Source organism: Serratia sp. JSRIV001, from assembly GCF_019968745.1.
Taxonomy (GTDB): Bacteria; Pseudomonadota; Gammaproteobacteria; order Enterobacterales; family Enterobacteriaceae; genus Chania; species Chania fonticola_B.
In genome coordinates, this window is record NZ_CP074147.1 from 4,636,711 (window position 1) to 4,662,716 (window position 26,006).

21 protein-coding genes are annotated in these 26,006 nt (G+C 53.7%); 2 read left to right on the top strand and 19 right to left on the bottom strand.

Annotation, left to right across the window (positions count from 1 at the left end; genetic code table 11):
* Both KGP17_RS21485 and agaR read right to left on the bottom strand, forming a co-directional pair.
* A complete protein-coding gene (locus KGP17_RS21485) occupies positions 1–1,284 on the bottom strand; it encodes a D-tagatose-bisphosphate aldolase, class II, non-catalytic subunit (RefSeq protein ID WP_223498292.1) in 1,284 nt (427 codons plus the stop codon).
* Between the two features lie 20 nt (positions 1,285–1,304).
* On the bottom strand, positions 1,305–2,081 hold the full coding sequence (gene agaR, locus KGP17_RS21490; RefSeq protein ID WP_037375671.1) for a transcriptional repressor AgaR: 777 nt from the start codon (positions 2,079–2,081) through the stop codon (positions 1,305–1,307).
* A 696-nt stretch (positions 2,082–2,777) separates the two neighbouring features.
* Here agaR and KGP17_RS21495 point away from each other — a divergent pair.
* A complete protein-coding gene (locus tag KGP17_RS21495) occupies positions 2,778–3,992 on the top strand; it encodes an MFS transporter (RefSeq protein WP_223498293.1) in 1,215 nt (404 codons plus the stop codon).
* 366 nt (positions 3,993–4,358) lie between these two features.
* Here KGP17_RS21495 and KGP17_RS21500 read toward each other — a convergent pair whose 3' ends face one another.
* Positions 4,359–6,011, bottom strand: a complete 1,653-nt coding sequence (locus KGP17_RS21500) for a multidrug ABC transporter permease/ATP-binding protein (protein WP_115159702.1) — start codon at positions 6,009–6,011, stop codon at positions 4,359–4,361.
* 506 nt (positions 6,012–6,517) lie between these two features.
* Here KGP17_RS21500 and KGP17_RS21505 point away from each other — a divergent pair.
* Positions 6,518–7,069: a tyrosine-type DNA invertase gene (locus tag KGP17_RS21505; protein ID WP_024485021.1), complete on the top strand. Its 552-nt coding sequence runs from the start codon at positions 6,518–6,520 to the stop codon at positions 7,067–7,069.
* Between the two features lie 165 nt (positions 7,070–7,234).
* On the opposite strand, the gene KGP17_RS21510 is transcribed toward KGP17_RS21505, so the two are convergent.
* From KGP17_RS21510 to KGP17_RS21585, 16 genes are all read right to left on the bottom strand, one after another.
* Positions 7,235–7,900: a response regulator transcription factor gene (locus tag KGP17_RS21510; protein ID WP_021806155.1), complete on the bottom strand. Its 666-nt coding sequence runs from the start codon at positions 7,898–7,900 to the stop codon at positions 7,235–7,237.
* A 66-nt stretch (positions 7,901–7,966) separates the two neighbouring features.
* On the bottom strand, positions 7,967–8,560 hold the full coding sequence (locus KGP17_RS21515) for a response regulator transcription factor (protein WP_021179842.1): 594 nt from the start codon (positions 8,558–8,560) through the stop codon (positions 7,967–7,969).
* A 359-nt stretch (positions 8,561–8,919) separates the two neighbouring features.
* Positions 8,920–9,459, bottom strand: coding sequence for a fimbrial protein (locus KGP17_RS21520; protein ID WP_021806156.1), 540 nt, complete (start codon positions 9,457–9,459; stop codon positions 8,920–8,922).
* A 71-nt stretch (positions 9,460–9,530) separates the two neighbouring features.
* Positions 9,531–10,676 (bottom strand): fimbrial protein, encoded by a 1,146-nt coding sequence (locus tag KGP17_RS21525; RefSeq protein WP_037375677.1) that lies wholly within the window; start codon positions 10,674–10,676, stop codon positions 9,531–9,533.
* On the bottom strand, positions 10,667–13,219 hold the full coding sequence (locus KGP17_RS21530; RefSeq protein WP_059201673.1) for a fimbria/pilus outer membrane usher protein: 2,553 nt from the start codon (positions 13,217–13,219) through the stop codon (positions 10,667–10,669). Before KGP17_RS21530 ends, KGP17_RS21525 begins: the two co-directional genes overlap by 10 nt.
* Positions 13,220–13,323: 104 nt before the next feature.
* Positions 13,324–13,998 (bottom strand): molecular chaperone, encoded by a 675-nt coding sequence (locus tag KGP17_RS21535; protein WP_021806159.1) that lies wholly within the window; start codon positions 13,996–13,998, stop codon positions 13,324–13,326.
* Between the two features lie 99 nt (positions 13,999–14,097).
* Positions 14,098–14,622, bottom strand: coding sequence for a fimbrial protein (locus KGP17_RS21540; protein ID WP_021806160.1), 525 nt, complete (start codon positions 14,620–14,622; stop codon positions 14,098–14,100).
* 499 nt (positions 14,623–15,121) lie between these two features.
* On the bottom strand, positions 15,122–15,670 hold the full coding sequence (locus KGP17_RS21545; RefSeq protein WP_223498294.1) for a tyrosine-type DNA invertase: 549 nt from the start codon (positions 15,668–15,670) through the stop codon (positions 15,122–15,124).
* Positions 15,671–16,262: 592 nt separating this feature from the next.
* Positions 16,263–16,997, bottom strand: coding sequence for an SDR family NAD(P)-dependent oxidoreductase (locus KGP17_RS21550; RefSeq protein WP_223498295.1), 735 nt, complete (start codon positions 16,995–16,997; stop codon positions 16,263–16,265).
* A 4-nt stretch (positions 16,998–17,001) separates the two neighbouring features.
* The gene (locus KGP17_RS21555; protein ID WP_209554722.1) at positions 17,002–17,250 is read right to left on the bottom strand and encodes an acyl carrier protein; all 249 of its coding nucleotides are present in this window, start codon (positions 17,248–17,250) and stop codon (positions 17,002–17,004) included.
* Positions 17,251–17,265: 15 nt separating this feature from the next.
* Complete coding sequence (locus KGP17_RS21560) at positions 17,266–18,075, bottom strand: MaoC/PaaZ C-terminal domain-containing protein (RefSeq protein ID WP_223498296.1); 810 nt, start codon at positions 18,073–18,075, stop codon at positions 17,266–17,268.
* Positions 18,072–19,322 (bottom strand): beta-ketoacyl synthase, encoded by a 1,251-nt coding sequence (locus KGP17_RS21565; RefSeq protein WP_094981491.1) that lies wholly within the window; start codon positions 19,320–19,322, stop codon positions 18,072–18,074. The genes KGP17_RS21560 and KGP17_RS21565 overlap by 4 nt, the downstream gene beginning before the upstream one ends.
* Before the next feature lie 12 nt (positions 19,323–19,334).
* Positions 19,335–20,720: an efflux transporter outer membrane subunit gene (locus tag KGP17_RS21570; protein ID WP_094981490.1), complete on the bottom strand. Its 1,386-nt coding sequence runs from the start codon at positions 20,718–20,720 to the stop codon at positions 19,335–19,337.
* Positions 20,717–22,672, bottom strand: coding sequence for a MacB family efflux pump subunit (locus KGP17_RS21575; protein WP_021806167.1), 1,956 nt, complete (start codon positions 22,670–22,672; stop codon positions 20,717–20,719). Before KGP17_RS21575 ends, KGP17_RS21570 begins: the two co-directional genes overlap by 4 nt.
* The gene (locus tag KGP17_RS21580) at positions 22,665–23,840 is read right to left on the bottom strand and encodes an efflux RND transporter periplasmic adaptor subunit (RefSeq protein WP_223498297.1); all 1,176 of its coding nucleotides are present in this window, start codon (positions 23,838–23,840) and stop codon (positions 22,665–22,667) included. The genes KGP17_RS21575 and KGP17_RS21580 overlap by 8 nt, the downstream gene beginning before the upstream one ends.
* On the bottom strand, positions 23,840–25,987 hold the full coding sequence (locus KGP17_RS21585) for a peptidase domain-containing ABC transporter (RefSeq protein WP_223498298.1): 2,148 nt from the start codon (positions 25,985–25,987) through the stop codon (positions 23,840–23,842). Before KGP17_RS21585 ends, KGP17_RS21580 begins: the two co-directional genes overlap by 1 nt.
* Positions 25,988–26,006 lie beyond the last annotated feature (19 nt).

Genomic DNA, 26,006 nt, shown 5'->3' on the forward strand with positions numbered 1-26,006 from the left:
TCAGCGCACCTCCGGGTAACAGGCTGAGTGGTAGTCGTCGAGCACCTGGGTAATTTTGTGGATCACCCAATCTTGCGGATCCTGGCTCAGCTCACCGGCATTCAAGGCCCGTGCCTGATCGGGTAAATACTGGCTGAGCAAGGCCAGCGGGATTGGGTTACTCCGTAGATTGTCCATCAGCGCATCCACGGCCTGCTGAACCTGTGGTTGCGGCCAGTAATAGCGCACGCGATCGCTCAGGCTGTAGTGCCGGTCCAGATACTGTTGATGCGGGCTGCCGTGATAATAGCGGCTCCACTGCTGCGGCTGTTCACGCATCACCTGCTCAAGCGTGGCGCACAGCTGGGCTGAACGATGCTCCCCCAACCATTCACGTTCGATCCGATCGAGGGCAAACAGCGCCTCACGCAGCGCAAAGGTGAGCGCCGGGCCGACTTTCAGAATGGCGAAATGGTCACGCACCAGTTGCGAATAAGCCTTCGGTGCCTGGTAGTCGGTCGAATGGGCCTCATACAGCAAACCCGGTTGGCGTTCGATAAAGCGGCTCAATTCCTGCGCCGCCTGCGGTTGGTAATGTTCGACGCTGTGATGGTCGAACTCGACGCCGGGTTGCACTACCAAGGCGATCACTCGTGACCAGGCGCTGCTCAGCTCTGCCTGCTGCCAGGCATGACGGTGCGCTTCTAACGTGGCGGAGACTGCCTGTGGCGTAGTCACCTGGATGCCTTGCAGCGTTTCCTGCGCACCGCCCGGCACCGGTACTTCGGTTCCGATCACATATACCGGAGCTTCACCACCCGCTTGCTGCCAGGCTCGTTCTGCCACCGCACACAGACGCGCCGCACGCTGCGCCACCACTTCATCACCCAACGGGGTGGGATCGTCAGCGCAGGACATGGAGCAGTCGAGGTGGATCTTGCGAAATCCGGCGCGCACATAGTCGTCAATCAGGGTTTCGGATAGCGCCATCGCCTCTTGTGCCGGGCGGTCTTGCCAGGCGTTGGGGCCAAGATGATCGCCCCCCAGCCAAATAGCGCTCCTTGGTAACCCGATGTCATCCGCCATCTGCCACAGCGCATCACGAAACTGTGCGGCGGTCTGGCCGGTGTAGCCGCCAAACTGGTTAACCTGGTTTGACGTCGCTTCGATCAATACCGGCGTGCCACGTGCCTTTGCCTGCCGCAAGGCGGCCTGCAATACCCAAGGATGCGCGGAGCAAACGGAAAATATCCCCACCGGCTGGCCGGCCTTGTGCTGTGCTACCAGTTGTAACCACTGCTGCATGAATCCCCCATGAGGGCGCCCTACTCGCGATCGGCTATCACCACATCTACGCCTAAATCGCTGAGCGCCTGCTGATAATCTTGTGGAAGACGGCTATCTGTGATCAGCCGATGAATTTGCCCGACTTCGCGGATCATGCAAAAGCTCTTGCGACCAAACTTGCTGGCATCCGCTACCGCGATTATTTCGCGCGCCACCTCGCACATCACACGATTGAGGTGTGCCTCACCGGGGTGAGGCGTAGTGATCCCCGCAACCAGATCGAAACCGTCGACGCCCAGAAACAGTTTGTCGAAGCGGTACTGGCGCAATTGCTGCTCGGCAGCCGGGCCATAGAGCGAATAGGAGTTCTGCCGGACGCTTCCCCCCAACACCATCACTTCCACCCCGTCGTAACCTGACAGCTCATAGGCAATGTTCAGCGCATTGGTCATCACCACCAGATCGCGGCGCGGTTTCAACCAGGGCACGATCTGGGCCGTGGTGGAACCGGAGTCCAGGATCAGCGCATCACCGTCACGCACGTAGCTTGCTGCTCGGCAGGCAATCTGTGATTTCACATCGCGGTTCAAGCGCCCCTTGTCATGTAGCGGGCGGTCGAAGGCAAACTGCTGGTTGAGCATCGCCCCGCCATAGGCACGCAGCGCACAGCCTTTACGTTCCAGAAAGCGCAGATCGTTGCGGATCGTCACCGTGGAAACGGCAAACTGTTTGCTGAGCTGTTCCACCCGCACGCTTCCGTGCTCGCAGAGCAAATCGATAATGTGTTCACGTCGTTTAGCGGTGTTCACTGGCATGAGCAATAGGTCCTCAGGTTTCCGGTTTTGGCCGGGAGATGATGGCTTTCGCTCTACTGCGGCGGTATTACAACAAAGCGAAAGCAATGAAATTGTGATCGGGGTTACAGGGCAGTTTTAGCAGCAAATGGGGGTAAAAAGCTTTCGGATCGAAATGAAATGAAACTATTTCCTCGGCGGGCGCGAGAAAAGTGAAATCTGCCGCAGGCCGATAGGGCGGCAGGTTAAGAGTATGTGAAAAATAGCACAGTGAAAGCGGCTTTGGCGGGCAGCAGCGAAAAGGCTTTTCTTTCCTTAGGTGATCAACATCACAAAACTGTTAATTGGCTCAGTTTAGCCAACCGACACCCAGGTGGGTCACCAGACCGACAATCACCAAAATCACGATCACGGCGATGGTGTAAAGCACAATACGGCGGGGGCTGTAGAAAGAAGACATAGCGATTCCTCACAATAAGTTTACTGCCGTTACTATCCGTTATAGCGGGCAATGCTGCCAGCAATAGTTTCCCTCGCGTTGATCAAAGTCACCTGGTGGGTGCCAAGCGGCGCTTCCTTAACCTCTTGTCAGGCGGGGATATCTTTCCTAAACTGGCGCGTAGATACTGGCAGCCCTGCCTGTACGTAAGCGTTAACGTCAATCAACGCATCTCGTCATGCAGTAATGATTGGCTGCATGCCTGATGCGAGGATCTCATGCCCCAACCCGAACCATCCGCAAATTGTGTTGTTAAACGCAGCCGTTTGACGCGTTTCTTATTGCTGGCCGGCATCATGCTGGTGGCGGCTAACCTGCGCGCTCCTTTAACCAGCGTAGGCCCGTTACTGGAACAGATCCAGCGCCAACTGATGCTTTCTGCCACCGCTGCCGGGTTACTCAACTCCCTGCCGCTGATCCTGTTTGCGGTGTTATCGCCATTAACGCCGTCGCTGGCCAAGCGCATCGGAATTGAGCGCACCCTTGGGCTGGCGCTGGCGCTGCTGGTCGCCGGGATCGTGCTGCGTTCACAACCTTGGGATGGCATGCTGTGGTTGGGGACGATGCTGATAGGCGCGGCCATCGCCTTTGCCAACGTGGTATTACCCACGCTGGTAAAACGCGATTTTCCTCATCGGGCGGCAGTGATGATCAGTACCTATGCAGCCGTGATGTCACTGGTGGCCGCTATCGCCTCCGGCATGGCGGTGCCGTTAGCGGCATTCAACGATAACGGCTGGCGTTTTTCATTGCTGTGCTGGAGCCTACCGGCGTTTATCGCGCTGGCCATCTGGCTACCCCAACTGAAGCGCAAGCCCACTCCGGTTACCCGAACCGGCACGCCGGTGGCCGCAGAAACCTTTCGTTCCCCCTGGAGCAGCGCCCTGGGTTGGCAGGTGGCCTTGTTCATGGGGCTGCAATCCATCACCTTCTATACCATTATCGGTTGGTTCAGCGCCTTTGCCGCCAGCCACGGCACCTCACCGCAGCAGGCGGGCTTCGAGCTGTTTGTTTATCAGATCGTGGCGATCGCCGCCAACTTTGTGATGGTGTTTGCACTGCCACGCGCGCGCGACCAGCGGGGGATCGCACTGGTCAGTTCGCTGTTGATCTTTATTGGCGTCGGCGGATTGCTGTTGCTGCCTGCCCACTCGCTTATCTGGTTGATCTTTGCCGGGCTGGGGGCGGGGAGTTCATTGGTGCTGGCGCTGTCCTTCTTTGGTCTACGCAGCCAGCACCATCATCAGGCAACGGTGCTGTCAGGGATGGCACAGTCTATCGGCTATCTGCTGGCCGCACTGGGGCCGACCTTGTTTGGCCTGGTGCATGATTTGACGCAAGGCTGGACGGTGCCGTTGACGATTTTGCTAGGGTTAACGCTGCTGCAGATGCTGTTCGGCATCTTGGCCGGGCGTCGCAAGATTATCGGCTGAACCGGGCACGGCATGATCTTCCTCCAGCCAAAGATCTTCAATAAAGCGCTGTTGCCGCTCATTGAGCTGCCAGGATGGCGGAAATTTTAGCGTTTCCGCTAGTGGGACCTCTGTGGTGGGAATGAGTGAGTGATTATGCATCGGCGCGTTCCTGCTCCCCTGACTACCCTGTTGCCAATTAAAATCGGTACCACAAGCGCAATGCCATGTACCGTTTTCCCCAAGACACAGAGTAAATCATTGGCGGCGATTTTGATTATCGATATAAACAATCACTCAACTAGCCTAAACCTATGAGGCGACAGATATTCCTCAACCGACTCGCTATGTCGGGGCGAATATTAGCGCCCCGACAAATTAAGCAATTCAATCAAGCTGGCTGACGGAGTCCCGGCTCGCCTGATGGCGCTCATCCCCAATCAGTTCGCTCAGATGGCCATCTCGCATTTGCAACAGGCGATCCGCATGTTCAAAGTAATGGTCGTCATGGCTGATGGCAAACACGGTTTTTCCCATTTCGCGCAGCTGAGGCAGTAACTCGCGGTAGAAAGTACGGCGGAACTGGGGATCCTGATCCGCCGCCCACTCATCCAGCAGTAAAATATCCCGCTTTTCAGCCACCGCCAGCAACAGGGCCAGGCGCTTGCGCTGCCCTTGTGACAGTTGCGGATTGGTGACGCGCGTACCGTCGAACTCCAATTTGCTTTTCATTTTCAGGCGCTGCAACCAGGTCTCCACCAGTTCGGCGTCCGGCTGTTCCCCTTGCGGCCCCAACAGATGGTGAAACTGGTAGAAATCCGTAAAGATGGCAGAGAACAGGCGGCGATAATCTTCACGATCGGCGACCGTAATCGGTTGGCCATCCAGCAGGATCTGCCCACTAACGGGCACATACAGCCCAGTGAGCAGCATGGCCAGCGTCGATTTACCGCTGCCGTTGCCGCCAATCAGGAATACCAGTTCGCCCCGCCGTAACGTCAAATTGATCGGCCCAACCGCAAACCCTGATTGCTGTTCGCCCGCCGCATAGTGGAATGCCACGTCGCGCAGTTCCAGCGTTTGCCACGTACGAGCCTGTGGAGCCGGAAATGCCGGATCATAGTCTGCCAGTTTGAGCGCCTTCACTTTATTGAAGGCCACTTCGGCCGCAATCAGCGTCGGGAATGCCCCAACCGCCTGTAATAAGGGGGTACGCAGGAACAGTAAGGTCAGGGAATAGGTCGCCGCTATCGTGGTGTTCGCCCAACCCAAGCTGTTCGCCATATAGAACACCAGACCGATGGCGCCCAGCATCATGATATTTGACCAGTTCACGGCGCTAAGGTGGAACGTATCTGCACGGATAATATGATAACGGTAGTCACCGGCATCGGGCTCGTAAGCCTGCTGGAATAGCATTTTTGCCCGATCGCGGTTCAGCGCCAATTCTTTGCGCCCGTCGATCGCCGCTTGATAATGCAGATAGAGCCGCTCTTCCGCTTCGCGCACGCTGCTCAGGTGGCTATAAACCCGCGAGACCAGATACCAACTTCCCAAAATGGTGATCGTCACCCATATCGCGGTCACACCCAGCATGGCAGGCGACAGCCAGCCCAGATAGGCAGCCGATCCCAGGGTCAGGATCACCCCCTGAACCAACTCCGGTAGGCGGACAAAAGCAATGGTGATATTGCGAATATCGCTCGACAGGCTAGCCAACAGTGAGGCACTGCCCAACTGCTCCAACCGTTCAATATGGGTATCCAATATGCGCTTTACCAGTTGGCCACGCAGCCGATAAACAAAATAGTGCCCCAAAGTGGTCAACGCCAACTGAGAACCGAGCGTAACAGCCATCAGCAGGGCCAACAGGCCGAGAAACTGCGGCAACACCACTAGCGGGTTACCCGCCGCCCCCATCAGTTGCACGTTAATAAATGCAATGATGCCAATCCCCAACGCCGCACTGGCCATGGTTAACGCCATTACCGCCAGAAACGGCCAGCGATACTGCTGGAACACCACCCGTAACAACTCCATCAGAAACCCTATTCAAAAATCATGCACTGGCGGGCATTGTAGTGGGCGAAAGCGTGATATCAATAACAATTCTCATTTTGTTGGGCGGGCAGATGCTGGCCCTGGCCTGCCCGTGCAGGCCAAACGCGGGGCGATAACTAAAGCAAATATAGAGCAAGCAGCTGTTTGTCTAGCTAAAAACATTATTAACACAATAATAAAAATCTCAAAAATAGGTATAAACCCAAAGATGTTCAAGTCTATTTAGATAAACAACTAACCTGTTAGATTGGGGGGCATTTATAAATACACGATTTTTAAACCCATCAACCCGGGTTTCCTGATGATCAAGTGAGTTGATTTTTTCTTAATGAATAACCATTAACCCCGCTGCAAACCTAGTAATAAGATAATGCCGCAGGATTAATGCCGCAGTAACACTGCTATTTTGTTTGCTGATCAGGGTATTCAATGTTTAAATGAATAAATACCCGTCATATTTGCTTTATTTAACTTAGGGATAGAGAATGACAAAACGCAAATATCTCAGCCATATTGAAATTGAGAGAATGATCTCCGCCGTCCCGGACGGCGCCAACGGTTGCCGCGATCGCTGTATGCTGTTGATGTGCTTTATTCATGGGTTACGCGTCAGTGAACTACGGGGGCTGCGGCTGGAGGATATTGACCTGGCCACCAACCGCTTACACGTATCGCGCCTAAAGAACGGTTTTTCAGTCCAACATCCTATTCAAATCCGTGAGCGTATCGCACTGAGCCGTTGGCTGGCAAAACGCCCAAGCTACCTGGAACCTGATAGCCCCTGGCTGTTTCTTTCTCGCCACGGTGGGCAAATTTCACGCCAACAACTTTACCGATTAATAAAGTCCTACGGTGAATTAGCCGGTATCGACGTCCAGGTCCATCCCCATATGCTCCGCCACTCCTGCGGCTATGCCCTGGCAGACAGAGGGATCGACACCAGGCTCATTCAAGATTACCTGGGCCATCGCAACATTCAGAACACCGTTATTTATACTGCCAGCAATGTTGAACGCTTCCGGGTAATACATATTTAACCCAACGCAGGCCACCGATTCAAACTGGTACCACATTTTTTACTTCGCAGATGTCGTTAGCCGTGCAACAGCCAATATTCTTACGTTATATATCAGAGACGATCACGATGGGCGGTATGCCCCGCCATACTTGATGACAGCAAGGCGGGGCAACGATTTTAGCCATCAATCGGCAAACTGCTGGCTAATGTTTTTTCTCAGCGAGAACAGCTCGCTGTCGTTTTTAACCTGTAGTTTGCGCATGGCATTACATTTGTGCGCGCTGATGGTCTTGATGCTGCGTTGTTGCAGTTCAGCAATTTCCCGCAGGCTCATCCCGTTGAACAAGAACGACAGAACATCATTTTCGCAGCGGGTCAGATGATGCAGGCTTGAAACATCTTCAGGATCGCTACGCGCCAGATAAGAGCCAATCAACGGGCTCAATACGCGCTCACCGTTAAATACCCGGTGAAAAAACTCCCCGACCAACGGCAATTCATCCCCACGGGATACCACGCTGATATTGGCCACATCAAGCAGCTTGCACAGATCCTCCCCTGTCTGGCTGCGGGTGTAAACAATGACACGTAACTCAGGCTGCTGCGCACACAAATTAAGTAGAACTTCCCGGCACTGTGCGATGGTTTCATTCAGGCCATTAAGTTCGGTGATGAGAATATCGACGGGTTGGTACAGCAACCTTTCGGCAACCGCAGCCATGCTGGTTTCCTGCACGATAATCTCATTGGCGACGTTAAGCGTGCCAAGAAAGCAAGACAGCCCAGTAAGTGTGAGTGGGCTGCGATCCATTAACGCCAAGCCAAGCGGCTTTTGTGACAACGGTTGCATAGACGACTCCTGTATAAATATCTCGTTGATCCCATCCAGAGAACAAGTGCATAGCGGTATCAAGGGTTAGCGGGCAAACACCGGGCCGGTCTTTGCCATCCACTTGCCTTGCAAATAAAGTTCACCATCATTCTGAAAGCCCAACTTGTGCATCGCATTGCGCTTATGGGTGCTGACGGTGCGGACATCACGGTGCATCATCAACGCCGCGGTGGTCACGCTTTTACCGGAAAACAGGTGCGTCAACACATCCAGTTCACGGGACGTCAAGGCTTTGCCAATGGCAGACTGACTGCTCAGCAATTGACGCACCTTATGGCTATAGCTGCGACAGCCAGATAAGACCTGCTTTACGCATTGCGCCAGCGCAACGCCAGGCTCCTGTTTGAGCACCAGCCCTTTGATACCTGATGCGGTCAGCAATTGCAGCACCCGAGGATCGTCAAGAGCGGTACACACGATCATCGCCGTGGTTGGCCAATGCTCCAGGCACTGCGCAATCAGCCTTAAACCATCCAGAACCGACTCTTCTTCACCACACAGTTCCATAATCAACAGCCGGGCCGGACGGTGGCGCATCAATCCTGGGATTTGCTCCAGATTACTGACCCGCTGTACCTCGTCCGTCAGTCCACAGGACTGGGCCAAAATATTACGCATTCCGAGTGCCGTGATGGGGCAAGATTCCATTACAATCACACCGTCCCCTTTTAGCCCATAAGGGCTGGGGGAATGCGCACTCCCTCTCTGATAAGTATGAACCACTGTCATATTAAACCTCCCATTTCTGCTAAATACCCTTTTTTACTTCCTTGATAAATTGGTGTGCAAAAATGTCATTCCCTCTCATATTTATGAGGGCTATCTTTTCTTGTTTTTATTGATCAAACAACACATTGAAAATAAAGTCAGCTACCAACAATTAATAAGCCCCAGGCAATTAACCCAACAGACACAGGTAAAGCTACCATAAAAAAGTGGGGCCAGGTTTTCTTATGGCTAGAGGGTATTACTGGTGATTACTGATAGGTGAGTGCCACCTGCACAACGCCCTCAATACTGCCTGGGGTTGCACCACCGTTAGTGCTAAAAGCGCGCGCCTTCAGCGGGAAACTCGCTTTATTGGTGGAGTGATCGACAGCCACGGTCATATCACTGCCGCTGCCCAACCGGCGATTAGCTGATGAACTGCCATCAACCATTTCAATCTGCACGGCACCGGCAGGATTGGCCGCCTCGTTCTTATACAAATCCGTGCTTTCCTCCGCTGCCGTACCGGTGAATGCCGCAGTAACGTTAGTGGTTGAAACTGGGCAGTCACTCAGATCCAGACTAAAACTCTGCCAATCGCTCCCCGCACCCGCAGTCAGAGTATGTGCCTTGATCTCCCCCAAATTCACGTTTACATCGCCCCCCACTGCATCGACCGTACATGGCGAAGCTTTAACCGTACCGGTGATCTTTATACGTGCATCGACCGCCAGAGCCGAGTAACTGATCCCCATACCACCGAGAGCCAGGCACAATGCAGTCGTTTTAAAAATTGCTTTCATATCCATAATAACTATCCTTCTCCATTTTAGTTAAACTTACTTTCGCAGAAAGTTCGAGATTGCCGATGCAAACGGGATTATTCCATTTTTACCGTAATAGTCGCAGTTGCCTCAAAGTCTCCAACTTTCGGTGCTTTGCCGGTCGTGCTAATAGGGTAGAAATTCAATGTCGTCTGACTATCGCTATTGATATTACCCAAGCCATTCATTTCCATTGATAGCCGATCCCCAGGCGAAATAACCTGAGTGTTCCCGCCACGTTTTTCTTCAATTCTGATCGCAATATCATCATTATTCGACGTCACCGAACCATTAGTGGTAGTGGTCTTCAGGGCAGTAGGATCATGAGGATTCACCTCGCCCTCAAACAGCAAGCTGATTTTTGCGCGCGTCGACAGGTTGGTACACTCCAGATACAGGGTTTCTTCATGTATCTGGACGGTACTTGGCTTTTGGCCTTTAACTTTAAAATCGGTGGACATAATGCTGCCAAAGGGCACGGTAATCATTGGATTTTTAAGTTCGCATTTTTGCGGCACGGTGATCTTACCGCTCATGCTCACTGAAGCCGTTGGTCTGCTCCCCCGGCCTACATTGGGATCCGAATTAATATAGACATCCAACAGGGGAGAATGCGTTATTGTCGACGTGCCAATAACCGCCTGCCTGAAATAGAGATGAACTAATCCTTGTGCACCACTATCATAGAGTACGCCCTTACAATCCTGAGGCCGGTTAAAAAAACCATTCCCCCGCCATCCGTTACCTGGGAAAGGCACAGGGAAATATTTATTGACGGCACCGGCAATATACACATCCATAGCAGCAGAAAAATCCTCGCTACCGCTCAACGAATAGAACTGCCTGCTACCATCCCCATCCGGCAGAGGCGCCCCCCTTGGGACAGCCATAATAAACGACTCTTTCATCCGAGTTTCGCTACCGCAGTCGCAGTTGACCCGATACCCGTCCCCCTCGTTCTGCCACACATTTTCGGCCTTATTCACCTCATAAAACGTCTTGCCAGCCGTGTTCTTATCCGGATGGTCGAACAACTGATTAAACGTAAAGTGATAACCCATAGTGGAGCCTGCAGGTTCGCACTGCCCGATGGCTGCCTGCGCCGATGGCAGGCTCCCCAATCCCAAGGCGATAACTCCCCCGATGGCTGAATAATGCACTAACGATTTCCATTTATTCATCATTAAAGCCTTTATAAACATTGGCCATTCATCAAACGGATCCCGGCGCTATCTTGTTGCTCCGGCACACTGTAAGACACTTGGCATTGCTGTGACGCGGCGTTGCCCCACTTGACCTGCAACTTGCCGCTACCGGCCATCCCAGAGAGGAATACCTGACCACCGTCACCGACGATGCTGCCGTTGTCACCCCCATTGCTATCGGTTACGGTGGCACCGAACGGTACTGGCGCCCCCTGCCTCAACAGGGTCATCAATACCCGCTGACCGACATTAGGTTTGAACTCGGCGCGCACGATGGCACCACGGGTTGGGATCACCGTCTGACTGGTTATCGTCATATCGACATCATCTGGCAGAGTAGTGGTATTTATCGCAATATTGTTTTTGCGATAAACCGTGGCATAAGGCACCACGGCATAGCCACGCCAGTCGGTCGTCACTCCTGATTGGTTGGCTATATTGACACCCTTGGCTCCCGGTGCTTTCACCAGCACCGCTGTCTCATTCATCTGTTGCGAGAGTGTCAAACCGTCTTCGTGCAAGAGGATCCCACCCTGCACACCGTAGTTGAGGCGTTGATCGGAACGGTTATAGCCATACCCCACGTTGACTCTGCCCAAGCCGCCACGATAGCCAAGGCTGCTATTGCCGTAAGCTCCGACTCCCTGGCTGGTGTAGCCCTGGCTGACGTTATAGCTCAGGTTATTACTGGGTAATGCGGTACCGTTCAGGCCGACTGAGTTACTGGTGGTGCCTTTACGGCTGGTATTCAGGTTGTAGCTTGCATAGCTGTCAGACAGCCTTCCACCCAATGGCATGCTGATATTTAAGGCGAGAATATGGTCGTCGTAGTTGACGCGTTCGCCGCTGCTGTCATAACCATCTCTGCTGAAGGTGTAGTTCAGGCCATAGCTGATACTGTTCCAGCTATTGTTATACCCGACGCTCACCGACTGGTTACGGCGCCGATCGTTCCAATAATCTTCGTTGTACAGACTGAGCGACAGTGAACCGGCACCTTCCCATAGCGTCTGGCTCATCGACAGTTCAGCACGGCTCTTCTTGTGATTCTGACTTTGTGATGTTTTGCCGCCGGTATAGGTATTTAACGTTTCCTGCAGCGTATAGAACCCCGCCGTAGAGTAACGATAGCTGGCCAAGGTGAAGCTGGTACCCGTTTCGACAAAGTTCTTGCCGTAACGCATACGCCACGACTGGCCGCGCTCTTTGGCAGAAAATTCAGGTTTAGACCAAGCCTGGGTAACATCGGCAGAAAACGCGCCGATAACCCCCATGTTTTGCCCCCAGCCGAGAGCCAGTGCCTGATATTTGCTGGCGGCCTGCACGCCGCCGTAGAGGGTGGCCCCCCTCGGCAAGCCGTAGATCGCCGTGCCTTGAGTAAACAACGTATCATCCACGTTACTGTTGGATGAACGATATTGGCCGCTGGTCAGGCTGTATTTGAAACGCCCTTGCCGCTGTAACACCGGGACGGAAGCAAACGGCACCACTAACCTTTGCTCGCTGCCATCGCTCTCTTTAATGCTCACTTGCAGATCGCCGCTGCCCGCCGTCGGATAGAGATCGCTGATTTCAAAGGCCCCAGGTGGCACATAGCTCTGATAAATGACATAGCCGTTCTGGCGAACCGTGACCTGAGCGTTACTGCGGGCAATGCCTCGCACCGTCGGTGCATAACCCCTCAAACTCTCTGGCAGCATGTCATCATCCGAAGCTAACTGACCGCCACGGAAAGGCACGCTGTCAAACACCTCACTTTGGGAGGAGCTATCGCCCAGTATCAACTGGCTCTTCAGCGCCACGATATCGCGCTGTAAATAGGTATTGATGGAATCCCAGTGGCTTTCACCCTCAGAGTCACGATTCCAGGTTGAGTAGTTACGCAGACGCCAGGCGCCGAGGTTGATCCCTGAACGCAGGTTGAGATAATAGCTATTGCTGTCCGAGCTCTTACTGCTACGTGCCCAACTGTTGGCACCGCTAAAGTTATAGTTGACCAACAGCGCCGGTATTCCCTGATCCCACTGGTCTGGCGGAACATAGCCACGAACAGTCGAGTTCAATGCCGCCTGGGGGATACTGATGTCCAACCGCTGTTGATTAAAACGGAACGAGGCCGATGCCTGGGGAATGATCTGCGCCAGATTAACGCACTGCCCAGAGGCCGGGATAGCGGGGAAGGAAGCGATCTTCACGCCCATTGCCTCAAGCATATCGCTGCTTAGGCAAGGCTGCAGGCTATCCTCACCTGCCGGGCTTCGCTGCAGGGAGAAATCAAGATCCTGGGTATCGATCATCGCCCCATTCAGATAGATATCAACCCGGTACGTACCTGGGGCCTGAGTACGGCCATCTTCAAAAACCGTCAGATCAGCCCCTCGCTGAGACGGATTATCAAGCTCCAGCAGTGCCGGGTTAAAGTAATCGCGGGCCTGTGCGCTACCGGACATTCCCATTAACATGGCAACCTGACATGAGATCAACCAGGTCAGCGGGGTACGGTCAAATCCGCGCGAGCCTATACGCTTCGGGTTTTTCATCCATTTAACTCCATTTATCAGCCGTGCCAGTAAATTCCGGCAAGCCGCGTCCCTTCCCTGTACTACCTGTGCAGGGATTAGCTGTATTTAATCTGGTGAATGCCTTATAGAACCCCGATAAACGGTTTAGTAATACCGCCGTAATCGTTAATAACTTCCCAGCTCAATGCCCCACCAAGACTACCGTCGGGTAGTTCAAAGCGCGCACTGGACTTCGGTGCAACCATGCTGACATTTTTCAGCGGACTACCATTAACCTTGACTGAGAATAGCGTGATAAAATAGGGCGATGCATTGGTCACCTGAACCGCGTTACCGCTACGCTGCCAGGTCAATGTCTTGGCGGCGTCCTCTAACGTACCGGGTAACCCCTGTGGGCGATAAATCAGCTTGATGCGCGTCTTGACCGCAATTTGTAAACTGTTTTCCTGTTTCTTAGCCGAAGGAATAGATTTGATGTTCAGCCAATAGAGAGATTCTTTATCGGTCGGTAAATTCCCGCCAGCACGCACTACGCGTAGAATATTATTCTGCTCACCATCCAAACGGAATAAAGGAGGGGTAATGATAAATGGCGCCTTGGACGTGTCCCCTTCATGCGTGTCAACCCAGGACTGAATGAGATAGGGCACCTTATCCGGGTTATTAATCCCCAGAGAGGCTTCTTTTTTACCACCGTCATAAACCAGGCGCGTTCCGCCGACAATAATGCCCGCCTGTACCTGCGCACCAAAGGTTAGTAACAGCGCTGCGACTATTGTGCTCCGCCAGACTTTCATTGCTTATTCACCACTTCGGCCATTGAGAGAAAGGCCAGGGGATGGCTTTCGCCCCCCTGACCAGCCTTATACCGCCCGTATCAGCCGAGCGGATAAAACTTACTGATAGATAATGGTAAAGTTGCTTACTGCGTTAGCCTTACCCGCAGTGACGGTGGCTGAAGTCGCGTAGTAACGTGCAACAAACCCGAGCACGTTATCTTCGGTGCTGCTCAGCGGGTAAACGCTTGAATCCGTGTGCAGGTTAATCACTTTGTTGTTGTTGTCAGCAATCTGAACACCAACGCCAGTGGCAACACCTGGCTCATCGGTCAGCGCCAGAACGGCATCGTTACCCGCAACCTGGATACCATCAAAACGCACTGTCGCCGCTTTAACCGTATCTGGGCAGTCTTGCAGGATCAGGGAGAAATCCTTAGAGGCAGCAGTGACGCCAGCGCCACCCTTGAATGCGCCGACAAATACTTTACCCAGAGTAACGGTCTGGTTTTCTGAATCAGAATGCACAGTACAAGCTTGATCGATGATTTCACCAGCGAAGTTTACTTTGCCGTCTGCAGCGAACGCCGCGGTGGAAAACGCGGAGGCGGCCAGTACAGCCACGGCGAGCAGATTCTTGTTCATAGACTACTTTTCCTTTTAAATAATGCACTTCAAATACGCGCATTTGTTTATTTTTGACATAACCCTATGTCATTCCTTTTTATTTAGTTCATCGACTGAAACACGCCTGCGCAAATAGCAATGGGGCAGTAATACCTTTCCAGCCAAACGATTCATTTTGAACTAAAGTGACTCCTTTGGTTTAACGTGCCATGGATGGCCTTAAAAAAAACAACGAATAGTTTAATGCTCTGAAAATTATAGGAATAAAAGAATTATGAGCTAGTTATAAAACAGGAAAGTTTCGATCTTGGATTTTTTTAGGTGGTCAAGTAAGAAAACACTTAAGGCTGGATGAGGGTTTATTATGGGGAAAATTATTTAACTCATTGTTATTTAATGACTTTATTAATCAAGATGAATTATTGAATAGTTAGTGTTGACATTATTTTTGAGTATCCTTAGAGTATGTTGCAATTTAGTTCAAAGTGACTCATTAGACATATTTTCCTTACTCAAATCACCATACTTCCTTGAACCGCCTGGCATTGTTTGCCGTATATAACACCGTATTCTGAATATTCCTATGGCCAAGAAAATCCTGAATCAAACGCGTATCAATTCCCCGGTCCGCCAAGGCAAAACCGCAGCCATGGCGCAGCATATGGGGATGTGCATTGACCTCTAGATTGGCCGCCTCACTGTAATTACGAATGAGCCAATAAATACGTTGGCGTGATAACCGAGATCCCCGGTTAGAAAGAAACAACCACTCGCTATCCGCACCACGATAATGTTTTCTCTTGGCCATCCAACGCTGTAAACACTTACGCTCGCGCACATACAAAGGATGAACCGTTGAGAAGCCGTTTTTCAATCGATGAATATAAATATTGCCACCTTCAAGATCGATATCTGACAGCCGCCAACTATTGATTTCACTCACGCGGCAACCATGAATAAAACACATATAAATCAAACAGTAATCTCTCTCTGGGTTATTGCCTTTCAGCGTTGCCTCTAGCAGTTTTTCCACTTCGGAAGGCGTTAAATGTTTACGACTGGTCATAGTACCTCTTTGACTTTTCACCAAAATTATGTGGATTTTTCCTCCCTTTTATTTCCACAACAACGCTCAGGAGCATTGGCCCCTGCCTTCGGATAACATCCTGGATCCTACGCGGAGTATAGCCGATAAATAATTACGAAACAGCCAGGTCATTGAACAATGATAATTACCCATGATCTAACGCAAATTAGCTAACATTTAGATTAAAATCAGTAGTTCAGCTCAGCTATAGGTTAATAAAACAGCAAGATTAAATTGCGCAACATAATAACAACAGGATAAAAGCAATAAATACAACATAAAAAACCCTTGATGAAAAAATCAATAACAGTTAACCCCGGCAACCTAATGATCAGTAAAAAACAGTGGTGTTCGACAGTGGCCTCACCAGAGAATAATCCCAAAATAAAAGCATATAAAACAAATGATAAACATAGTTACTACCTATATAAAAAGGCAGCTTTATCGGAAAATACGCATAATGATTGGGTTGAAAATCAAACGGAGAAAAATAAATTCGCAGGAACGTACGGCAATAAAAAGGGGCACCGATAGACAGTGCCCCGACTTGATACAGGATGTATTAACGCGCTCAGACGGTCAAACCACCGTCTAGCACCAAAATTTGCCCCGTCATATAACGGCTATCATCACCGATGAGAAACGCGGTGGTACGCGCTACCTCGCTGGCTTTGCCCAGGCGGCGTAAAGGAATTTGCTTGCGCAGCGCCTTCAGCGCCTCCGGCGGAATGGCCTGTGTCATCTCGCTTTCGATAATCCCGGGCAACAGGCAGTTCACTCGGATACCAAAGCGCGCCACTTCCAGCGACAGAGATTTCCCCAGGCCGATCATCGCCGCCTTACTGGCCCCGTAGGCCGTTTGCCCGGAGTTGCCCTTGATGCCCGTCACCGAGGACATCAGCACCATAGCCCCTTCCCCCTGCGCCATCATGGCGGGCAGCAGGTGGCGGTTCCAATAAAAGATGCCGTTGAGGTTGGTGTCGATCACCTGCCGCCAGCGCTCGCCGGTTTGCTGGATATGCAAATCATCCAGCGTGATCCCGGCGTTATGGATCACCGCAAAAGGTGCACCGAGGCGTGCCAGCAACTGCGGAGCTACAAGGTTCACCGCCTGCTCGTCACTGCCGTCACACACGCAGCTTTCCACCCAGCCAGGCAACCCCGCGCAGGCTTCAATCACCGCCGCGCTGGCCGCCTTGCCGTTACGGCATGTGAACACCACGTTCCATTGCTTGGCCAACTCTTCCACCAATGCGCGGCCAATTCCCCGGCTCCCACCGGTCACTAACACCCATCGTTTAGTCATGAGATTACTTTTGTGCATCGGCCAGGTGTTGACAGAGTTCACCCAGCGTCATAGTCGGCTGATTGATGAACATTTCTGCGGTGAGCGTGGCTCCGAACTCGCGCTTCGCCAGCACCATCAGCTCCACATAGTCCAGGCTGTCCAGCTTCAACTGGCGCAGGGGCATCTCTGGCGCCAGATCGGCCATCCCGAGATCTTTGGCATCACAAATCATTTCCGTGACGGTGTCGTAAACCTGTTGGTAGTTTTCCATGGTTATATCCTTATGTTAATGATCGGCCATTGGCCATGTTTTTAAGGTGACGGAAGTCGCCAGCAGCGGATGCCACTCCGTTCTGGCCTCAATCACCGTGCGTAACACCAATCCGCTGCTTTTATTCCCGATCACCAGCATCGGCTGAATGCGGTAGTACAGCCGATCTTCGGGTGCAAATAGCGTTTCCGGGTTGAATAATCGGGCGCTGAAGTGGGTCTCATGATGCGTCTGTACCACTGGGCTCTGGGCAAACACCTCAATCAGCGTGGTGGCCTGCAGTTCCGGAAGCGTCGTCGCCAACATCGCCACGGTTTCCGGGGATTTCACCAGCAGTTGGAACAGCAGGGCGTCAAAGAAACTCCATGCCTGAGTGGCATCCGATGCCTGCCCTGGGAACGGCTGGCAGAGTGCCATCACCTCGTTAACGGTCAGCGCATGCTCGTGATCGGAAGCCACCAAGTCTAGTGACCTAGCCGGAACCAGCTTGCTGCTGAAGCAACTTTCCTGCGTGGCACAATCCCGCAACTCACCGGTGATCTGCTTGCCATTGCCCGCTATCTGCAAGTGATACGGCGTCTGGCACAACACCGGTCGGCGCATACGGGTGCTGAACACATAAAAGGCATGCTCCAGCGGATCCGCAAGCAGCACCGCACTCAGATGACGTTTCATATCCAGCATCGCACGCATCCCGTGGACGCTCAGTTGATCGGCCCCCATTTTGCGTACGTGTTGCAGATCAAAGTGGATCGGGTTGTAGTCGCCGGAAAAAGCAGCCCATTCCTCGGCATCGCGCAGGGTGTAGTTGAAGATCATGCTCATGCCTGCCCGATAACCAACGCCGCGTTAGCGCCGCCGAAGCCGAAGCTCAGATTCAAGATGTTCTGTAACCGGGCCGGGCGGTGCCCTTCGCTGATGTAGTCCAGATCGCACTCCGGGTCAGCATTTTTCAGATGACAGGTGGCGGGCATCAGCTGATGCTGCAACGCTTGCAGGCAGATGATGGATTCAAAGCTGCCTGCCGCCGCAATCAGATGCCCGGAGTAAGACTTGGTGCTGGAAAGCGGCGTGCTGTAGGCCGCGTCGCCAAAGGCCAGCTTGATCGCCTGGGTTTCATTCAGATCGTTGAGGGGCGTAGAGGTGCCGTGTGCATTGATATAGTCAATCTCCTCCGCCGTCACCCCGGCCTGGTGCAAGGCATGCTGGATGGTTTTCACCCGGGCAAGCTTGTCTTCCGCGGGAGCGGTAAAGTCGAAGGCATCAGAGTAATTGCCGTAGCCCTTGATTTCCCCCAGGATGGTTGCCCCGCGAGCCAGTGCGGCTTCGCGTTCTTCCAGGCACAACACGGCAGCACCTTCGGATAGCACAAAGCCATTGCGATCGAGGCTGAACGGGCAGCAGGCCTTGCTGATATCATCCTGCTCACTCGTCAAAGCACGCAGCACATCGATATTCCAGACGGCAGTGTCGCTGCTTAACGACTCTCCTGCCCCGGCCAGCATCATCGAGGCACGGCCACTGCGGATCACCTCAAACGCATCGCCAATGGCAATCGTCCCGGTCGCACAGGCCGCAATCGGACTATTTTGATAACCACGCAGACCCCAGAACAGGCTACAGGCGGCCGTCGCGACATTCGGCATGGACAGGAAGCAGCCAAAGGGTGAACCCAGTCCTGCCCGCAAAAAGTCCTCATGATTGTTTTGAATTTCATCCTGGCCCGCCCAGCCGCTGCCGATGATAGTGCCGCACTCCAGCAAATCGTAATAGGCCGCCGGGCTCTCCCCATGGAAAGCCATCTCCATTGCTTCACGGGCCGCCCCCAAGGCTAACCGGGCAAAGCGAGGCAAACGGCGGCGGATCGCGGCAGGCACCCCTTTCAAGTCTGGTTCGTCGTCGATCACCCCCAAGAAACGTGACTGGATCCCCACGGCAGATTTATCGTAATAGCGGTAGCCTAGTTGATAATCCATCATCGCCGCCCAGCTTTGCTCGGTATTCATCCCCAATGGCGTGACCGCACCGAACCCCGTAACCACCACGCGACGTGGCAAAGCATCTCTATTCATGATCTCATCCTGTTATATCACCGTCTTTTCCACACCGCCGCCCAACGCCAGCCACAGTTTCATGGTGGCGTTGAGGTAGTTGTACTGCAGATCTGACAAATTGCTTTCAATGGTCAATAACGCATCCTCGGCATCCAGCAAGGTCTGGAGGGAGGCCGCACCGGCCTGATACTGGCTGTTGGCCAGTGCCAAACGCTGATGACCAAGCCGCAGGTTGCGTTGCTGATTGATTTTTTGCTGTTGATAGCTGAGCCGTTGCGACATGGCGTTGTCCACGTCCGCCAACGCGTTGTAGACCTGGCTGCGGAAAGCGATCGCCGCCTGCTTGACGTCTAAATCGGCTATTTCGATGGTCAGTTGCACGGTATTCCAGTTCAGGAAGGGTAAAGCAACGCTGCTCCCCAAGCTTCTGCTCGGGTTGCTGAACCACTGCTGGAAAATCGTGCTGCCCGCATTGAGTGAAGCACTCAGCGAAAGCGAAGGGTAGAAGTTCAAACGCTCCACATCCGACCCTGCCAGCGCAGCACGCAAAGTCTTTTCTGCCGCCTGCACATCAGGCCGACGGGCAATCACTTCTACCGGCAAAGCGCTCGCTACCGGCACTTCCTGATTGATATCAAGGGAGCGGCGTTCGGCCTGGCGATCGGTGGGTGAACGGTTGAACAGGATCGCCAGCGCGTTGCGATTCTCTTCCCGCTGCTGTTGCAGCGTGCGGTAGTTATTCTCACGATTGATCAGCGATTGCTGTGCCTGTTGCAGGTCGATCTGCCCGGCGGCACCGGCGTCATAACGCGATTGCACCATCGCCAGCGTCTGTTGGCCGATTTCCAGCCCCGCCTGCTGTTGCTTGATTTGCTGATTAAGGTTGGCGATCTGCCAATAATACTGCGCCGTGTTGCCGATGAGCGTCAGCGCGGTGTTTTGCCGATCCTGTTCCTTGGCCTCAGCCTGCCACTGCGCCTGCTCTCTGGTTCGTGCCAGTTTGCCCCACAAATCCAATTCATAACTTAGCTCCAGACCACTGTTGTAAGACTCTGTGGAGTTCGTATTCTGACGCAGGTTCTTGCTATTACTGACCCCGCCGTTTGCCGTCGCGGTTGGCGTCAGGTTGGTATTCTTCAGCCCGGCCGCCAGCCTCGCCTGCTGGAGTTGCAGCCCGGCAATGGCCAGATCGTTGTTGCTGGTCAGCACCCGCCCAATCAGCACGGAGAGCTGCGGATCGTCGAAGTTATCCCACCAATGCTCGGTGTGTTGCAGAAAATCGCTTCCGCTCTGTTGCATCCGCCACTCGGCAGGTACTGACAGCATTGGCCGCTGATAATCGCTTTTCGTCAAGGAGCCACAACCGCTCAACAGCAGTGGCAATAGCATCACCAGAGAAAGTTTGTTGTTCGTCATTCGCGCGCCAACGCCTCCGTTGGATGCAGACGCGCCGCATTGCGCGCCGGGAAAAAACCAAAACCCAAGCCGATCAACGCCGAGAACCCACAGGCCAGCACCAACGGCGGCCAGGTAAAAATCATGGTGAACTCCTGTGTCACCAGGGAGAAAATCACCCCGGCCAGCCCGGAGCCAATAATGCCAATCAACCCACCCAGCGAGCAGATCACCATCGCCTCAATCAGGAACTGGCGCATGATGTCCACTGGCCGCGCACCGACCGAAAGGCGTATGCCGATCTCATGGGTACGTTCGGTAACCGAAACCAGCATGATGTTCATCACGCCAACCCCGCCCACCAGCAGTGAAATCCCGGCAATGGCGGTGATCAGCAGCGTCATCGAATCCGAGGCTTTACGGATGGCCTTGGTCATCTGGTCATTGGTTTGGGTGAAAAAGTCGCGCCGGCCATGCGCCTGTTCCAACAGCCGTTCGACGCGCCCCTGTGCTTCGATAAGCGAGGACCCTTCGTGCACACGCAGCATAATCGACTCGATCGGCATATCGCCGGACATGCGCTCCAGCACTGCGGTATAAGGCATCCAGGCCCCCAACATCATGCCGCTGTATTTGCCGCCTTTAGGCTCAGCAACGCCGATCACCCGGTAAGGGGTACCTGCAAGCTGGACGATCCCGCCCTCAGCCACTTCATCCGGCTCAAACAGCGTGTCGCGTAATTGCGGATCGATGATCACCACCGGCTCACGCTCATCCAGATCGCGCCGGGTAAAGCCGTTGCCGGAAAGGAAATTCAGGCCCTGCACACGAAAATAGGCGTTGCTGATACCGGAAATCGAAGCCATCGCCTCTTTGCCACCGCGCACCGCGGCCACGGTTTTGCTGACCACCGGCGATACGCTGTCGACATAAGGCTGGTGCTCCAACAGCTCAACATCAGCCACCGTCAGCGAGCGGGCGAGGTCCGGGCGCGGTTTATCCCACCCCAGTCCGGGGCGGACATCTAAGGTACTGCTACCTAATTGGCTAATTTCATTGAGTATATTTTGACGTGCGCCCTCACCCACCGCCATTGACGACACCACGGAAGAGACGCCGATAATGATGCCCAACATCGACAAAAAGGCCCTTGCTCGATGCCCCAGCAACGCACGCCAGGCCATCTTGACCGCCTCTTGCACGCTCGGCCAGAACGGGTTGCGCCCGGTAGCCGCGGCAACTGGCAGCGCAGGTTTGGTTTCCTGCAGGGCTACCGCCTCATTACGCTGGTCGGCCACGATCTCGCCGTCGCTGATTTCGATAATGCGCTGCGCCTGATTGGCCACGTCCCGATCGTGGGTGACGATAATGATGGTATGCCCCGAACGGTGCAGGGAATGCAGGATCCCCATCAGTTCCTGACCACTGGCACGGTCGAGCGCACCGGTCGGTTCATCGGCCAGAATGATTTCCGCCCCGTTCATCAACGCCCGGGCAATACTGACACGCTGCTGTTGCCCACCGGAGAGTTGCGCCGGTTTGTAATCCATTCGGTGCTGCAATCCAAGCCGGGTGAGCAGGTATTCGGCCCGCGTCTGGCGTTCTGCCGCAGGCATCGCGGTATACAGGGCGGGAATGGCGACGTTTTCGGCGGCGCTCAGGTAGGGCATCAGGTGATAACGCTGGAAAATAAACCCGATGTACTGACTGCGTAGCTGAGCCAACTGCTCACTGCTGGCAAGCTGGGTGGAGATCCCCTTGATCTGCATCTCCCCCTGCGTAGGCTTATCCAGGCAGCCGATGATATTCATCAGCGTGGATTTCCCCGAGCCGGACGCGCCAATGATCGCCACCATTTCGCCACGCTGAATGGAGAGAGAGATATTTTTCAGCACCGCCACGGTCTGCAACCCGGAGACAAAATGGCGGGAAATGCCGCTCAGTACGATCAAGGGAGTGGATAACTTAACCATTGCTAGCACTCCCGACGGCACGCTGCGCCAGTACTACGCGGTCTCCCTCTTTCAGCCCCTCTTTCACTTCGGCAAACTGGCGATCGTTCAGGCCGATGCGGATCCAGCGTGTTTCAAGCTGTTTGCCATTCATCACCTGTACCTGATAACGATCTTTACCCTGCTGTTCACCGAAGGCGGCCACCGGCACGCGCAGGGCATTCTTCACCTGTTCGGTGATAATAAAGACCTGAGCGGTCATCGAGGTGCGCAACAGACGTTTGCTGTTGGCAATGGCAAACACGCCGCTGTAATAGACCGCCGAAGCCTGCTGATTGGCAGAGCCTGACGAGTTACCTTCCTGCAAGGCTTCGTTCGGGGCTTCCTGGATCGAGCCCATCACGCTTTCGTAACGCTGTTTGGGATCGGCAACAACGTAGAACCACAGTGGTTGCCCGACTCGCACCTTCAGGATATCAGTCTCCGAAATACGGGTGTGTACCGTCATGGTGTCGACATCCGCCAGCACCAGAATGGTCGGCACGGTTTGTGACGACACGATGGTCTGCCCTTCTTTGGTGACGATCCCCAACACTTCGCCATCGATCGGCGCGACGATGCGGGTAAAGTCCAGATTGGCTTTCGCGGTTTGCTGCTCCATCTGCGCCTGAACGATCTGCGCGTCGTTGACCTTCAACTGGGCAAGCTGGGTTTGGAACTGCGCCTGCGCCTTCTCCAGATCGCTTTTCACGCCTGAACCATCACGATCCAGCCTCATTTGACGCTTCAATTCCTGCTGATACTGCTTGAGCGTTGCCTGGGTGACCTGTTTCTGCGCCTGAGCGCTTTGCAAGGCAGCCTCCGATTTACGCAACTCATTCTGTTGCAAGGTCGGATCGATTTCCGCCAGCAGTTGTCCTCGGGTGACGCGATCGCCCTGCTTCACATACAGCTTTTGCAATTGTCCGTTAACCTGCGCACCGACGCTGACCTGCAACGCCGGTTTGAGGATACCGGTGGCCAACACGGTTTTCTCGATATCGCCACGGGCGATCTCTTCGATGTCATAGGTATTATTGTGCGTAGGCCCAATGATGAACCAGGCGATCGTGCCGATCAACACCACCTGACACAGCAAGGCAATCGGCACTAGCCTGCGTTTATCCATGCCAAACATTTTCAACTTCATTAACTCACCGCCGTGGTTAACGCTGTTGACGCTTCAAGCTCCGTAGCAACGCTCACCACATGGCCGTTGCTCACGCGGTACACCCGATCAAACATCGGCAATACGCTTTCGCTGTGCGTCACGGTGATCAGCGTTTTATGCTGCTCGCGACAATGCGTCAGCAAGGTGGTCATCACCTGGTGCGCCGTGTCCTCATCCAGGTTGGCCGTAGGCTCATCGAGCACTAGCACCGGACGATCGCTGTACATAGCCCGCGCCAGCAGCAGACGTTGGCGCTGCCCCAGCGAAAGCCCAGCATGGCTTTCACGGATCAGGGCATTCAAGCCCCCCGGAAGTTTTTCTATCACCGAGCTCAAATTCAACCCTGCAAGGGAGCGCTCGATCTGCCGATGTTTGCGCTCATCAACCCCCTCATCAAACAGGGTGATATTTTGCAGCACCGAGGCATTGAACAAGATGTCCTCCTGGCTTTGCAGGAAGAACAACGCGTGCACCTGCTGATAATCGAGCGGTTGGCCATCAACAATCACCTGCCCCTGCTGGGGTGTCATCAGGCCGGTCATCACTTTCAGCAAGGTACTTTTCCCCGCCCCCGACTCACCCACAATGGCAATACTTTTCCCTGGTTTTAGCGACAGAGAAAGGTCTTGCAATACCGGTTGCTGGGCGTCATAGGCAAAGGCGATATTTTTATAACGTAACTGCGAAGTGAATTTAGGGATCGGTGTAGGTACCGCATCCTCCGCCCTATCCTGTTCAGGCCGCGATGGGAACAAGTCTCTGGCGCGGGTATCGATCACGTGCAACTGGTTCTTTTGCAGAACGGAGTAGAAAATCTTGGTGATATAAGAGGTGAAGATTTCACGCACAAAACTGTAGGCAAAGAACTCACCCAGCGTGATAGTGCCGTTTTTCAGCAACGGCAGCGCCAGCAACATAAAGAACACCATCTCCAGGCTGCCGATCAACTGATACAGGCTGCTTTTGACCTGCTCATACATCTTCTGCTGCTGGCGACAGGTAAACAACGACAGTGCAAACTTGGCGAACATCCCTTTGCGCTGGCTGTCCAATCCGGCGGACTTGATGGTGGAGAACCCTTGAATACTCTCCAGGATAAAGTCGCTCTGCTCGGCGGTTTTTACCTGCAACTGCTGGGTGTAAAAACGGTCACGATAGATGGCCCAGACGCTGACCAATCCCATCAGAGTGACCCCCACACCAGACACCATAGCCAGCAGCGGGCTCATGTAGCACATCACCGCCAGTGCGATAGCGCCAATGATCCAGTCGGTACGCAGGCCGTTATCCAGCTCGATTTTAGTCCCCGACGCCATCTGCCAGTTGGAAAAACGGCTGAAGACTTCGCCCGGCGCGCGTTTATCAAAGAAGTTCAGTGAATTGCTGAGCAGGCGCGAGAATCCCGCCACGCTGTTGATCACCACAAAGCGTTTGATAAAGCGCTCGGTGATCCAACGCACGCCGAAGGCCAGTGTGGTCGACACGACAAATGCCAGCAGGAAGTAGAAATAAGGGAAGTCGGTTTCACCTGCGCTGGAAAAAACCTGATTGATGGCGCTGCTGACCATCGTCGGCATAATAAACAGGGTTAAAGAGATCAGAAACGCCAGTATCATCAGCCGGTAAATACCGGGGATACGCGCGGTTTCTTTCAGGCTCATGGTGTCGGACGCACTGAAGCGCTTACTGGGCTGAACATTGGCCAGCGCCTGAGAGTCAGGCTGGGCTTCACTGTCCAGCACCAACGCATAACCGCTGATTTCCATTTTTAACGCATCAATCGGCAACAGTTGCTGACCAATGCCCGGGTTCATCACGCAGACATGATTACCTTTACGGTAGGCCAACACCACATAATGGCTCGCCCCATAATGTAAAATGGCAGGCAGCGGTATTTCCGCCAGTTCACCGTGCTCGAAAGCAACGGGATAGGCGGGCATCGCCAGTTCCGCCATAATGTCGCACAGTGTGGCCAGCGAGGTGCCATGCTGCGAGGCGGGATAGCGCTCCCGCAAGCTCTCCAATGGCGCACTGATGCCCTGCGTTTCCGCCATCATGGCGATGCAGGCCAGCCCACATTCATTCGTTTCGCCTTGAAACACCAGCGCCGGGATTATCTTTTCCATGATCTGACTTCTTCAATTT